The sequence below is a fragment of the Acinetobacter lwoffii genome (assembly GCF_019048525.1).
GTDB classification, from domain to species: Bacteria; Pseudomonadota; Gammaproteobacteria; order Pseudomonadales; family Moraxellaceae; genus Acinetobacter; species Acinetobacter lwoffii_K.
This window is the reverse complement of the sequence record NZ_CP077369.1, coordinates 2,036,625-2,049,720: the sequence shown is the minus strand read 5'-3', so window position 1 is coordinate 2,049,720 and position 13,096 is coordinate 2,036,625. Positions and strand designations below refer to the sequence as shown.

Below are 13,096 nucleotides of genomic sequence, written 5' to 3'. Positions count from 1 at the left end.
TCTGTACTCTATGATGCGTTTTGTAACATACGTCCGCCAGAGATCTGGCTAAAATATTGTTTCAGGGTATCAAGACAACGAAGAATTTTTGTCGGTTGTTGTTCACGTTTCGGAATAACCGCATACAGTGTAATCGATGGCAGTCTCCATTCAGGCAGAACTTCAACTAAAGTACCGTTAAGCAAATCCTTTTTAGCATCAAGATATAAAACCTTGGCAATCCCATTACCCTGCAAGCACATCGATTTTGCAACCAAACCGTTATTGGTACTGAAACGGGATTTCAGTTCAAACTCGGCTTTTTCTGCAGTATTCACATGTTGGAAATGATAATACTGATGGTTTTTAAGATGCGTTAAAGGCAAGACCTCATGATTTTTAAGATCATCAGGTTTCGAAATAATGGTGCTTTGATTAATATAACTCGGTGTCGCCACCAGAATTTGCTCAATCTGCATCAATGGCACAACCTGAAGATTATGCTCATCATTTTTCTGTTCAAATCTTAGGGCGATATCAACCCGCCCATCCAACAAATCAACCTCATGATTGTTTGTTTCTAAATGTACTGCCAAGCCGCGATGTGCAGCTATCCAATGAGAAAGTGCAGGAATCACATGATTCGCGCATAATTCTGGCAAAGAAACGATACGCAGCTCACCCACGAGATCATCACGTAACTCATTGATCCGGACTTTACCGCGCTCAGCAGCAGATAACATTTCTTGACAGCTATGGAAAAAAGCTTGTCCCGCTTCGGTCAGACTTAATTTTCTCGTCGAACGATTTAGAAGTACGACTTCCATATCGTGTTCTAACGAGCGAATTTGTTGACTGACGGCGCTGGTCGTAATCCCTAATTCACGGGCAGCACCGCTAAACGAGTTCTTCTCCACAACGCAAGCAAAGACACCCATTGCTCGAAGTTGATCTAACATAAATTTCCCTCTAAACTTATGAGGTGCTTCATCATTTGATAAAAGCAACTTATTGTATTATACGGCGAAATTTACACTTTGCATTATTTATTTAATTGTTTGGTAAAACTGCAGTAGGATTAATAGGTTTGCCGTCTAAGCGCACCTGAAACTCAAGCATGGTACGGTTTGTACCAGTTGATCCCATTTCTGCAATTTTTTGACCAGCCGTTACATTTTGGCCACTTTTCACATTCAATTTACTGTTATGTGCATAAGCGGTGATATAGCCATTGATATGCTTTACCAACACCAGATTGCCATATTCTTTCAGGCCATCAGCGGCATACACCACCTGCCCGTCTGCTGCTGCAAATACCGGATCACCGACATTGCCACTATAGCGGGTGCCCTTGATATTAGAAGCTAAATTGTATTGCTGAAGAATCGCGCCATTCGATGGTTTTACCCAACGTAGACCTGCTGCAGTAGATACTGGCGTTACAGGTGCAGATGTACTGACGCGTGGTGTGGTTTGTACTGTCGTTGCTGGTGTCACCGGTGCCGGTGTAGGCACTGCAATTGTTTGACGCTGGATTGGCGCTGCCTGAGTCACTGCTTGGGTGCTGGTGCTACGGCGCGTAGTATGGGTTTTCAGGCGGATCGATTGTCCGACATAAATCCGGTACGGCGCACTGATATCATTCATCTCTGCGACACTGATATAGTTCAGTCCATAACGTGCTGCAATCCCACTCAATGTATCTCCTGAACGCACCGTATAGAAATCAGGAGCTGTTGCATAACGCGTTGCATTATTCACCTGGGGTTTGGTGGCACAACCGGTAATTACTCCTGTAGAAATAACAACGGTCGATAAAACGAGGGTTTTAATCAGGGTTGCAGGCGAAGCTACGACACATTTCGGTAACACCAAGAACATTATCTTCCTCTCTAATGCTATACGGTTGCAAAATTCCGTTAAGATTAGCAAAGTTTTACGGCAATATACTTGCAATCGCGAGTTTTTCACAAAGTTATAACACTAAGGACGCATTTTCTGCCAATTGTGTTTGCAAATTCCGCAAACTCTCATAATTGGTGGCATCCATCTGAATCGGGGTAATACTGACATAGCCATTGGCGACCGCAGAGAAGTCCGAATCAATTTCGTTAAATCCTGGCTTAGGGTCTGCGACTGCTTCTCCTGAGAGTCCAATCCAGAATACCTGACGACCACGCGGATCTATATGACTCGTCACCGGTTTAGACTGACGGCGGCGACTTTGATATGTCACTTTTTCACCCTGCAATTCAGTTACATCTGGAATATTGATATTAAAAATATGTCGCTCAGGCAGAACAGGCAAACCACGAGCAATAAAATCATGCACCCATTCGGCGGCCAACTGATAATCCTGAGGCTGCTGATAGCCACGTACATTCGGCCCACTCAGTGATACGGCAATCGCAGGATGTTTAGTTAAACGACCTTCAAAGGCCGCCCCGACTGTACCGGAATACAAGATATCATCTCCCAGATTTGCGCCGCTATTTATCCCGCTAATCACCAGGTCAAATTCAAAATCAAATAGCCCGTTCATAGCCAAGTAAACGCAATCTGCCGGCGTCCCATTAACCGCCCAGACATCAGGAGAAATCTGGATTGGGCGTAAAGGGCGGTCCAAAGTTAAGGCACTAGAAAAGCCACTGCGTTCACTTTCCGGTGCCACAATCACCACTCGCCCCAAAGGCTTTAGCGCTTGCGCCAAAGCCTGAATACCGGGTGCAAACACCCCATCATCATTTGAAACTAAAATATTCACTAAAAAATCTCGTTACGCTAAAAAATGACTGACTAGGACATTTCATTGTATTAGTGCAGGAATTATATATATTTATTGCTCGACATCCATCTTTATAATATGTGGCTCAAGATGATTAAAAAATTCTCTTTATTTAGCGCTCTCACTTTAAGCTTGGCAGCATTTATTTCCCCTTCAGTTATGGCAAACGATCTGACTGTTGAAGAAAACAATACCATTGTAAAAGAAGATATTGCATCAGCACAGGTTATGGCTGAAGTTTGCCCGGCAATCATTGGTCAAAATCCAAAATTTAACAGCACCGTTGAACAATTGATCCAGTCTTATCTTGCAGACTACTCAGATAAAGGCATGAGCTATCAAAAGCTACAGGCAGACAGTGAATATAAATCTTTACTTGAAGAAGCACGTCAGGGTGCAAAGCAAACCAGCTCAGACGAGCAGAAAACTGTCTGTGAAGAAATGCTAAACTACCAAGGCTAAGCCAGCTAAATTTTCAAATAAGACGGTGTAAACATCGTCTTATTTTCTCTTACAGATTTATTCATAATTCTACAGCTTCGCTACATTTTCCCACTTTTCAATTTCAAAAATAAGTTTAAGCTAGGCAAATTATTGTTCTAAATCCATTTTTTGAGTTTTCAATGAAAAATCCAATATTCCAAGCTTTAACATTCTGCGCAATTTCTGCCGCCACTCTTTTGGGAACTTCTGCATTTGCAGCCGATGAAAACATTAATGTTACCCCAACTCAGCAAGTGACCAAACAGGAACTGGCAGCCATTTATGTTCTTTCAGAAATCTGTCCAAGCATGGTCAAAGACAAGTCACAGTTTAATCAGGGTTATACCAAGCTGGTGACTGAGTATATGCCGAGCCAGCGTAATCCGGTTGAAAGCTTAAACCAGATGGCAAAACAGAACGATTTCCGCAATATTCTGGCCGAAGCACAATCGGATGCCAAGAAAGCCGGCAAGAAAAAAAATCAGGTGATTTGTAATGAATTAACCACCTATAACAATTAAGCTGCTTTTCTGCCGATAACTTACAATACTTTTGAAATAAGACCGGGTTTCCCATAGAAGTCAGCCTAGCTTTGTCCTAAAATGCTAGGCTCTTCGTGCTTACATCAAGATATAGGAACCCACTAGAAATGACCCAAAAAACTGCCCTTGCTGCATTATTATTAGTTCCTAGTTTTAGCTTTGCAGCAACTGTCCTATCTGCACCACCAGAATTGAATAATAAATCCTACGTGCTAATGGACTACGAGACAGGGCAACTTCTCGCTTCAAAAAATGAAAATGAAAAATTAGCCCCTGCTTCAATGACCAAGATGATGACCAGTTACATCATCGAACAAAAACTATTGAGCGGTGAACTCACTGAAGATGAACAAGTGCGCATGAACGAGTCAGCATGGTGTCGCGGCAGTAGCGCGGAATCATGTATGTATGTACCTTTAAATGGTACGGCAACTGCACTTGAAATGCTTCGCGGGATTATTATTCAATCAGGGAATGATGCATCGAAAGCCATGGCTGAACATATTGCAGGGAACGAGGGTACCTTTGCACATATGATGAACCAGGAAGCTAAACGTATTGGCATGACCAATACCAGCTTCGTGAACTCAACCGGTATGCCGGCTGAAGGTCATTATTCAACTGCCAAAGATATGGCAACGCTGGCACAACACATCATTAAAGACAGTTCTAAATATTATCCGATTTATGCGGAAAAAGAATTTACCTTTAATGGCATCAAGCAAGGTAACCGTAATGCCCTGCTATATACTGACCCGAGTGTAGATGGTTTAAAAACTGGCCATACTGATGAAGCTGGTTATTGTTTGACCACCTCTTCAAAACGTGGACCTACACGTTTGATTTCAGTGATTTTTGGTGCACCAACCATGCAGGAACGTGCGACACAAACACGTGAATTGCTGGCTTGGGGTTATGCAAACTTCGAAACCAAAAATGTTCAACCTGCCAAACAGGTACTTGCCAAAGCCAAAGTTTGGTTTGGTAAGGAAGATGAAGTTCAGATCGGTCTTGCGGAAAACTTTAACGTGACCATGCCAAAAGGTCAGGCTAATGCGATTAAAACCCAGCTGGTGGTTCAGCCTAAACTGACTGCACCTTTACAGCCTGGTCAGGTCGTAGGTAAATACGTAGCGACTCTGGATGGTAAAGTAATTTCAGAAAAACCGTTGGTGGCTTTAAACGCGGTTGAAGAAGCTGGTTTCTTCGCACGTATGCTCGACCACATTAAACAATTCTTCTCAAACTTGTTCTAAGTTTAAATAGACTGTTTTAGTCTAGCACTAAGACCAAAGCACTCATTCAGATGGGTGCTTTTTATTTTATACTATGCACATGATCCTTAAACTTTTAATGAGCAGATCACCATGAGCCAAAACATTCGTTCTTATTTAGACACGACTCCACAAATTGATGAATCGTGTTATATCGATCCGATGGGAATCGTGGTCGGCGATGTGGTCTTGGCTGAAAATGTTTCTGTCTGGCCTTTTGCCGTGATTCGTGGTGATGTTAATTCAATCCGGATTGGTAAAAATTCGAATGTTCAGGATCATGCCATGTTGCATGTCAGTCATAAAAAAGCCGATAAACCGAATGGTTCGCCTTTGATCATTGGTGAAGATGTCACGATTGGCCATCATGTGACATTGCATGGTTGTACGATTGGTAATCGTGTACTAATTGGGATTAACAGCATTATTCTGGATGATGTCATCATTCCGAATGATGTGATGATTGGTGCAGGTACGCTAGTTCCACCGGGTAAAGTTTTGGAAAGTGGCTGGCTCTATGTTGGTAGCCCGGCAAAAAAAGCACGTCCGCTCACTGAAAAAGAAATGGCGTTCTTGCCGTATTCTGCACATAATTATGTAAAAGTTTCTGGGAATTATAAATAACTGTTTTAATTGCCAAATTTTTTGATCGTTAGATACAATAAATTAAATCTATCTCTATATGAATATTTATGTTTAAAGAAATTGAAAAATATGTGGGATTTTATCTACTCACCTACATAATAATTTTATTCATATGTGGATTTTTTCAGTACATAGCAGTGTGTCAAGGACAATCTTTATCTTGTAGCTTCAGTATGACTGGAATTAACACAATTATTACAACCACTGCTTATGTAATAACACCTATAGTTGCCATCATTGGTTTTATTTCTTGGAAGGTACAATATAACATTCAACTCGAAAAAAATGATCTCAGAAATGCTTTAGAGGCTGCCGTCATACTCAAGGAAAATATAAATTATTTTGAAGTACATTTAAATAACTTATATGTACAAATACAAGAAGTACCCGTAAAAAACTTCGAAACACTTATTTCACATTATGATGAAAATAAAGTTGAAATTAGACAAAAAAGACGTGAACTTTCCCTGAAGAATACAATCAAATATTACTCATGTGAACCGTACCGGGTTTGTCGGAGACTTTTTTATTTAAGTTAAGCCACCTGACCTAACGGGTTAATCTTATCATAGTACATTGCTTCAAACTCAAAAGGCGACACATAACCCAGTGCACTGTGTACACGCTTTTTATTGAACCAATCTACCCAGTTTAGTGTCGCAAGTTGTACATCTGCTAAACCTTGCCAATCTGCTTTTAAATATTCAATCACCTCTGTTTTGTATAAGCCATTCACCGTTTCAGCCAAAGCATTATCGTATGAATCACCAGTTGTACCGACTGATGCTCGTAAATTTGCTGCTTCTAAACGATTGGTATAGCGAATCGAAAGATATTGCACACCCCTGTCGGAATGATGAATCACATTCTTTGGCATGCCTCGATCGTGCAATGCTTGCTCAAGTGCATCGAGCACCATATCTGTATTCATTCGTGTAGATACTTTCCATCCAACAATTGCTCGTGAGAACACATCAATAATAAAGGCGGTATAGACCCAGCCTGAATGAGTTTGAATATACGTAAAGTCACTGACCCATAATTGGTCAGGTCGATCAGCACTAAAATTACGTTTCACTAAATCATCTGCTCGTTTTTGATCATCTCGGTTGCGGGTAGTTTGTTTGTTCTTACCACGCCAAACACCTTGTATATCTAGCTTCTGCATCAATCGAGCAACTGTACAACGTGCAATAACATAGCCTTCACGTTTCAATTTTTGCCAAACTTTACGTACACCATATCGACCTGAACTTTCCTTCCAAATTCGTTTAATTTGTTCAGCATGATGCTTATCATGTAGATCTCGTTTCGCTCGATGTTCTGGATTGTCAGCGAGATCTAAAGTTCGGTAATAGGTTGAAGCTGCGATCGGTAAAATCCTACAAATCGCATCAACACCATATAAGTCTTTATTGTTATGGATAAAATCCACCATTATTTGTGTGGGCGGTCGAGCTCCGCCTGGGCGAAAAAAGCGGCTGCTTTACGTAGAATTTCATTGGCACGCTTTAATTCTTTAATTTCACGTTCCATTTGCTTCATTTTTTCTTGATCAGATATCTGTTGTACTTTAATAGGATTTTGCTGATCTAAATGCTTTTGATGCCAGGCACGAAGTGTTTCAGGAGTACAACCAATCTTAGGCGCAATTGCTGTGATTGCAGCCCAAGTAGAAGGATAATCTTTTTCAGATTCAATTAGTAATTGAACCGCTCTTTCTCTAATTTCGGGGGTATAGGTTGGTTTTTTCATCGGAATAGTCTCTCAGAATATTGAGTCTCCGACAAACCCGGTACGGTTCACATGTCTAGAAATATGCCAACATCCAATTCCTGAAAGTCAAATTGACTTTCTATATAATCATAACAATGAATTTGAAGGAAAGTTTAAAACTATAGTTTTCGGAAAATTTCATCATAGCCACACACCCTAAAATTTTATACAATAGTGCATCCTTTTCCATGGTGCTGCTTTATGACTGCTTGGACTGCTCATGTCACTGTCGCAACTGTCGTTGAAAAAGACGGAAAATTCCTGTTTGTAGAAGAACATACAGAAGGTGTGACACACACGGTATTTAATCAGCCTGCGGGTCATATCGAATGTGGCGAAACTATTATTGAAGCTGCCATTCGCGAAACCATGGAAGAAACCGGACATACAGTGAGTATTGAATCACTGCTAGGTATTTATACCTATACCCCACCGATGTTCCCGGATCGTACTTATTTTCGTTTCTGCTTTTTAGCCAAATCCATTGACTACGACCCAAATGCCGCTTTAGATGCTGACATTATCGGTGCAGTCTGGATGACGCTAGATGAATTGCTTGAATCTGCTCGTGCGCGTAGCCCACTGGTGATTAAAGCCGTACAAGATGCGCTTTCAGGTCAAAAGTACCCTTTATCGCTCATTTACGAGCACCAAAATTCTCCCTTAATTTCAAATTTGGATGCCTAATCCTATGCAACAACGTGTCATCGTCGGTATGTCAGGTGGTGTAGATTCATCTGTTTCTGCTGCCCTTTTACTTCAACAAGGTTATCAGGTTGAAGGTCTTTTCATGAAAAACTGGGAAGAAGATGACGGCACAGAATATTGCACGGCGATGGAGGATCTTGCCGATGCACAAGCCGTTTGCGACAAAATCGGCATTAAACTGCATACCGCAAACTTTGCCATGGAATATTGGGATCGCGTATTCGAACATTTCCTGGCGGAATATGCAGCTGGCCGTACGCCAAACCCAGACATTTTATGTAATAAAGAAATTAAATTTCGTGCCTTTCTCGATCACGCAGTAAATCTGGGTGCAGATTTTATTGCGACGGGTCATTATTGCCGTCGTGGTGAAACCATGACCAACTCACGTGGTGAAGAATATGCACCTTTATTGCGTGGTGTGGACAATAACAAAGACCAGACTTATTTCCTGCATGCGGTTCATGGTCGTGAAATTAATAAGACCCTGTTCCCTGTTGGTGAAATTGAAAAGCCACAAGTCCGTAAAATTGCAGAAGAATTAGATCTGGTTACGGCCAAGAAAAAAGACTCGACTGGGATCTGTTTTATTGGTGAACGTCGTTTTAATGACTTTTTAAAGCAATATTTACCTGCTCAACCCGGAAAAATCGTGCTGGAAGATGGTAAAGAGGTTGGTGATCATCACGGCTTAATGTACTATACGCTCGGTCAACGCGGTGGTATTGGTATTGGCGGTATGAAAGGCGTTGCTGAAGGTGCCTGGTTCGTATTGCATAAAGATATCGAAGGCAATCGTCTGGTGGTCGGTCAAGGCCATGAACACCCACTCATGCAAAGTACTACACTTTGGAGTGAAGCGATTGACTGGGTCGCAGGTGAGCAGGATATTCCTGAAACAGGCTTCCGCTGTACGGCCAAAACCCGTTACCGTCAGACTGATCAAGCATGTACTGTGTATCAAGATTCAGAATCACCGAATGGTGTTCGTGTTGAGTTTGATGAACCTCAACGTGCAGTGACCCCGGGTCAAAGCGTGGTGTTCTATTCAGGTGAAGTTTGTTTAGGGGGTGGTGTGATTCATCATACCAATGCACCTAAACCTGATTTTATAAAAGGATGAATTCGGCATGACGGAGTTACCATTTCAACCAGCCACAACGTTGAATACTCGTCAAAATCGTGCTTTGGCATTAGCGGGTGTGTTTCAGGCCACCCAGCTGACCCATATGACAGCATTGACGGGTCAGCAAAGCATTGGTGAAAGTGGTAACTTTTATTTTGAACAGTTGATTAGAGCCAGTCTTAATATCCGTCCCGGCAGCAATCAGAATGCCCAGACGCTCGACTTTTTTAATCAACTGGCTGATATTTCCTTAGGTTTAAAAATATTAGAAAGCAGCATCATTCAACCCTTCAATACTTCTCCAAAATCCAGAATTCCAAAACTTTCCAGCACCAAACTTCCCATGAGCTATGCAATGGCACTTCTTCAGTTAGAAAAGAAGGTCTATAGCAATCCCAAATTTGTTGAAATTATTGAACAGTCCCAACAGAAAATTCTCAGACAGCTTTCTTTCTTTGATAATAATTACCTGCACCCCAGCATCATTGCCAATCTAGCTCAAACCTATGTCGATACTGCCGGACAGATTAATCCGCGCATTATGGTACGTGGCAATGCCGAAGCCTTTAAGGATGCCGGACACACCAACCGCATTCGTGCGTCTTTATTTACCGGTTTGCAAATGGCACACCTGTGGCGTCAGCTCGGTGGCAGCTCTTGGGGCATGGTATTTGGCAAACGCAAGTTGCTACAAGATATTCAGAATCTAGCGCGTTTACAGTTTCAGGTGGTTTAACTGATGCTGCACGTGTTTCGTTTTACGTTTAATTCCAAAATCTAAGGAATCGATATGAACGCTTTAACTGCACTTTCTCCATTAGATGGACGTTACGCGAGCAAATGTGATGCTCTACGTCCTTTTCTTTCTGAGTTTGGTTTAATCCATGCTCGTGTGACTGTTGAAGTGCGTTGGTTACAAGCGCTTGCAAACCACCCGGAAATTACTGAAATACCGGCGTTTTCATGCGAAACTAATGCAGCGCTTGATGCGATTGTGAGCGATTTTTCTGAAGATGACGCCAATCGCATCAAAGAGATCGAACGCACCACTAACCACGACGTTAAAGCGGTTGAGTATTTCCTGAAAGAAAAAATCGCTGGTATTGAAGAACTTAAAAATGCCGGTGAATTCATTCACTTTGCATGTACATCTGAAGATATCAACAACCTGTCACATGCCCTCATGTTGAAGAGCGGTCGTGATGTACTGGTTGCATCTATGCAGCAAATCATTGATTCAATCGTTGCGCTTTCTGAAAAGCATGCAGACCAGCCAATGTTGTCTCGTACTCATGGTCAAACTGCAAGCCCGACGACTTTGGGTAAAGAAATGGCAAACGTGGCTTACCGTCTTGCACGTCAAATCAAACAGTTTAAAAATGTTGAGCTACTGGGCAAAATCAATGGTGCAGTCGGTAACTACAATGCGCACTACTCTGCTTACCCAGACATCAACTGGCCTGCGCATTCACGAGCATTTGTAGAGTCTCTGGGTCTAGACTTCAACCCGTACACCACTCAAATCGAGCCACACGATTATATGGCTGAATTGTTTGATGCGCTGCGTCGTTTCAACACTATTCTGATCGATTTTAACCGTGATGTTTGGGGCTATATCTCTCTTGGTTTCTTCAAGCAAAAACTGAAAGAAGGCGAAGTCGGTTCTTCAACCATGCCGCACAAAGTTAACCCGATTGACTTCGAAAACTCTGAAGGCAACTTGGGTATTGCAAATGCTGTACTTGCACACCTTGGTGAAAAACTGCCAATTTCTCGTTGGCAGCGTGACCTGACTGACTCTACTGTGCTTCGTAACATGGGTGTTGGTTTTGCGCAAAGCTTAATTGCTTTTGAAGCTTGCTCTAAAGGTATTGGTAAACTTGAGTTGAATGCTGCGCGTATCAATGAAGATTTGGATAATGCCCAAGAAGTATTGGCTGAGCCTATTCAAACTGTAATGCGTCGTTACAACGTTGAAAAACCGTACGAAAAACTGAAAGCCCTGACTCGTGGTCAAGCCATGACTCGCGACATGATGGTAGATTTCGTAAACGGTAACGAGTTAGAAGCTGTTCCTGCTGCTGACCGTGCGCGTTTAGCGGAAATGACACCTGCATCATATACAGGTAATGCTGCTGATCAAGCTAAACAGGTAGCTGAGCTGATTGCAAAAATCTAATTTGCAATAAGACGAAAAGGCGAAGCTCAGGCTTCGCCTTTTTATTTATAATGTATTTTATTCTAAAAAGATATTTCATAATAACGACATGATTGATCATCGACTTTCCGCCAAACATTACACGAGCCTGGGCATTTTAATTCTGGCGATTTTGTTTGCCAGTATTCGTCCTTTAGAACTGGAAGCTTATCTCTTGCATCAGGCAGGTACAGTTTTCATGATCATCATGCTGCTCATCTGCTTGTATAAAATTGGCCTGAATTTTTTAAGTTTTAATTTATATATTCTTTTTCTGATTGTTCATGTGATTGCTGCGCACTATCTGTATTCTTATGTGCCCTATAACCAGTGGATCGAACAGATTTTTGGCTTTAATCTGAATGAAACCATGCACTGGTCACGCAATATGTTCGACCGTTTTGTCCATCTGGCCTACGGATTATTACTTTATCCAGTTTTTTACCGGCTGTTTCAGGTCTGGTTGCCGCAGCAAAAACCTGTGGTCATTTCCCTGCTGGTGATTCAGTTTGTGGTGGCCAGCAGCATGATCTATGAGTGGCTGGAATGGTTGATCGCCATTGGTTTATCTCCTGAGGAAGCTGAAAACTATAATGGACAACAAGGTGATATCTGGGATGCGCACAAAGACATCTTGCTTGCTACGATTGGTGCAGCGATAACAGGCGGGCTGCAATTGATACCGAAAAATCAAAAAAGCTCACCGAAGTGAGCTTTGAAATTCATTCAAGATCAACTGAATTAAAGTTTTGGATGACGCATTTAATTACGTTCATATTCTTCAATTAAGAATATGGGCAATATCGCATCCAATCATCCTTCATTTTTTGCAGTTCATTCCCCGTCAACATCTCACTGTAATAAATGAAATAGGTTGCATCAGGATATTGAATCTCATGAAGGAACATTATGCCACGCAGTGACACAGATAACTCCTCAGGAAAATCATTCTCTAAATAAAGTTCTTCAAATTCATAATTAAAATAACAATTTTGCGTCGCAAGAAATGCTTCAGCTATAGCCATGTTTCTGCTCTAACAATAAAATATGCTTTATTTTATCTGATTAGTTTCAGTGATGGTTTACATTTCATTCGGTTCAATCCATTGAACAAACTTAGATTCTGACAAATGTGGATATTTGAACTTATCTAGATATTCAAAGCAGGCCTTTTGGCCTTGAGGGATTTTATCCAGATGCTTATCGAAGAATAAATGCCGACTATATTGAGCGCCATCAAAGCGAATACTCACACGTTCAAATTCGTTACCACCTCGAACTTTATGCATCTGATAAAACTGCACAACGCCACATTCTTTCGATGGAATAACAGGTGGATCATTGGGCTTTAGAAAGCTATACAGCAGAAAGATACAAACGCCGGGTAGAAAACTCAGCCAAAACAAAACCTTCTTAGAATTATCCTGAGTTAATTTTGCTTCAGAATAAAGCATACATAACATCGGAATAAATACGATACTAAAAAACCCAAGCAACAAAATAAACGTGAGCATATGAGCCTAGACTCAATCAGAGTACTCCACTTATATCACAACAATATGATTTCAAAAAATAAAAAAG

16 protein-coding genes and 1 other annotated feature are annotated in these 13,096 nt (G+C 41.5%); of the genes, 10 read left to right on the top strand and 6 right to left on the bottom strand.

Annotation, left to right across the window (positions count from 1 at the left end):
- Nucleotides 1–8: 8 nt before the first annotated feature.
- From I6L24_RS09600 to surE, 3 genes are all read right to left on the bottom strand, one after another.
- Entirely contained in the window at nt 9–938 is a 930-nt protein-coding gene (locus tag I6L24_RS09600) for a LysR family transcriptional regulator (RefSeq protein ID WP_004279736.1), read from the bottom strand.
- Nucleotides 939–1,029: 91 nt separating this feature from the next.
- Nucleotides 1,030–1,860, bottom strand: a complete 831-nt coding sequence (locus I6L24_RS09595) for a peptidoglycan DD-metalloendopeptidase family protein (protein WP_004279735.1) — start codon at nt 1,858–1,860, stop codon at nt 1,030–1,032.
- 94 nt (nt 1,861–1,954) lie between these two features.
- Nucleotides 1,955–2,743, bottom strand: a complete 789-nt coding sequence (surE, locus tag I6L24_RS09590; RefSeq protein ID WP_216985950.1) for a 5'/3'-nucleotidase SurE — start codon at nt 2,741–2,743, stop codon at nt 1,955–1,957.
- Between the two features lie 111 nt (nt 2,744–2,854).
- On the opposite strand from surE, the gene I6L24_RS09585 reads away from it, so the two are divergent.
- From I6L24_RS09585 to I6L24_RS09565, 5 genes are all read left to right on the top strand, one after another.
- Nucleotides 2,855–3,226, top strand: a complete 372-nt coding sequence (locus I6L24_RS09585) for an MCR_0457 family protein (protein WP_004279733.1) — start codon at nt 2,855–2,857, stop codon at nt 3,224–3,226.
- 161 nt (nt 3,227–3,387) lie between these two features.
- Entirely contained in the window at nt 3,388–3,768 is a 381-nt protein-coding gene (locus tag I6L24_RS09580; RefSeq protein ID WP_004279732.1) for an MCR_0457 family protein, read from the top strand.
- A 128-nt stretch (nt 3,769–3,896) separates the two neighbouring features.
- A complete protein-coding gene (dacC, locus tag I6L24_RS09575; protein WP_004279731.1) occupies nt 3,897–5,045 on the top strand; it encodes a D-alanyl-D-alanine carboxypeptidase PBP5/6 in 1,149 nt (382 codons plus the stop codon).
- A 111-nt stretch (nt 5,046–5,156) separates the two neighbouring features.
- On the top strand, nt 5,157–5,687 hold the full coding sequence (locus tag I6L24_RS09570) for a gamma carbonic anhydrase family protein (RefSeq protein ID WP_004279730.1): 531 nt from the start codon (nt 5,157–5,159) through the stop codon (nt 5,685–5,687).
- A 68-nt stretch (nt 5,688–5,755) separates the two neighbouring features.
- The gene (locus tag I6L24_RS09565) at nt 5,756–6,247 is read left to right on the top strand and encodes a hypothetical protein (RefSeq protein ID WP_228733314.1); all 492 of its coding nucleotides are present in this window, start codon (nt 5,756–5,758) and stop codon (nt 6,245–6,247) included.
- Here I6L24_RS09565 and I6L24_RS09560 read toward each other — a convergent pair.
- Nucleotides 6,244–7,463 (bottom strand): IS3 family transposase gene (locus tag I6L24_RS09560; protein ID WP_216985949.1). Its coding sequence is split into 2 segments (ribosomal slippage): nt 6,244–7,187 and nt 7,187–7,463, totalling 1,221 coding nucleotides; the frame shifts between segments, so codons are not numbered across the junction. The two genes, I6L24_RS09565 and I6L24_RS09560, sit on opposite strands and share 4 nt — an antisense overlap.
- Nucleotides 7,072–7,188: a sequence feature (AL1L pseudoknot), on the bottom strand. (Overlaps the previous gene by 117 nt.)
- A gap of 222 nt (nt 7,464–7,685) precedes the next feature.
- On the opposite strand from I6L24_RS09560, the gene I6L24_RS09555 reads away from it, so the two are divergent.
- The 5 genes from I6L24_RS09555 (at nt 7,686) to I6L24_RS09535 (ending at nt 12,227) form a co-directional block, all read left to right on the top strand.
- Nucleotides 7,686–8,171: an NUDIX hydrolase gene (locus I6L24_RS09555; RefSeq protein WP_004279727.1), complete on the top strand. Its 486-nt coding sequence runs from the start codon at nt 7,686–7,688 to the stop codon at nt 8,169–8,171.
- Between the two features lie 4 nt (nt 8,172–8,175).
- A complete protein-coding gene (gene mnmA / locus I6L24_RS09550; RefSeq protein WP_004279725.1) occupies nt 8,176–9,315 on the top strand; it encodes a tRNA 2-thiouridine(34) synthase MnmA in 1,140 nt (379 codons plus the stop codon).
- Nucleotides 9,316–9,322: 7 nt separating this feature from the next.
- Complete coding sequence (gene hflD / locus I6L24_RS09545; protein ID WP_004279723.1) at nt 9,323–10,054, top strand: high frequency lysogenization protein HflD; 732 nt, start codon at nt 9,323–9,325, stop codon at nt 10,052–10,054.
- Between the two features lie 54 nt (nt 10,055–10,108).
- Nucleotides 10,109–11,497 carry an adenylosuccinate lyase gene (gene purB / locus I6L24_RS09540; protein WP_005104591.1) on the top strand — a complete coding sequence of 463 codons (1,389 nt, stop codon included), beginning with the start codon at nt 10,109–10,111 and terminating at the stop codon, nt 11,495–11,497.
- 88 nt (nt 11,498–11,585) lie between these two features.
- Nucleotides 11,586–12,227, top strand: coding sequence for a DUF2238 domain-containing protein (locus I6L24_RS09535; RefSeq protein WP_004279720.1), 642 nt, complete (start codon nt 11,586–11,588; stop codon nt 12,225–12,227).
- Between the two features lie 73 nt (nt 12,228–12,300).
- Here the strand turns inward: I6L24_RS09535 and I6L24_RS09530 are convergent, their stop codons facing one another.
- Nucleotides 12,301–12,540 (bottom strand): hypothetical protein, encoded by a 240-nt coding sequence (locus tag I6L24_RS09530; protein ID WP_004279719.1) that lies wholly within the window; start codon nt 12,538–12,540, stop codon nt 12,301–12,303.
- A gap of 57 nt (nt 12,541–12,597) precedes the next feature.
- The gene (locus I6L24_RS09525; protein WP_004279718.1) at nt 12,598–13,029 is read right to left on the bottom strand and encodes a hypothetical protein; all 432 of its coding nucleotides are present in this window, start codon (nt 13,027–13,029) and stop codon (nt 12,598–12,600) included.
- Nucleotides 13,030–13,096: the final 67 nt, after the last annotated feature.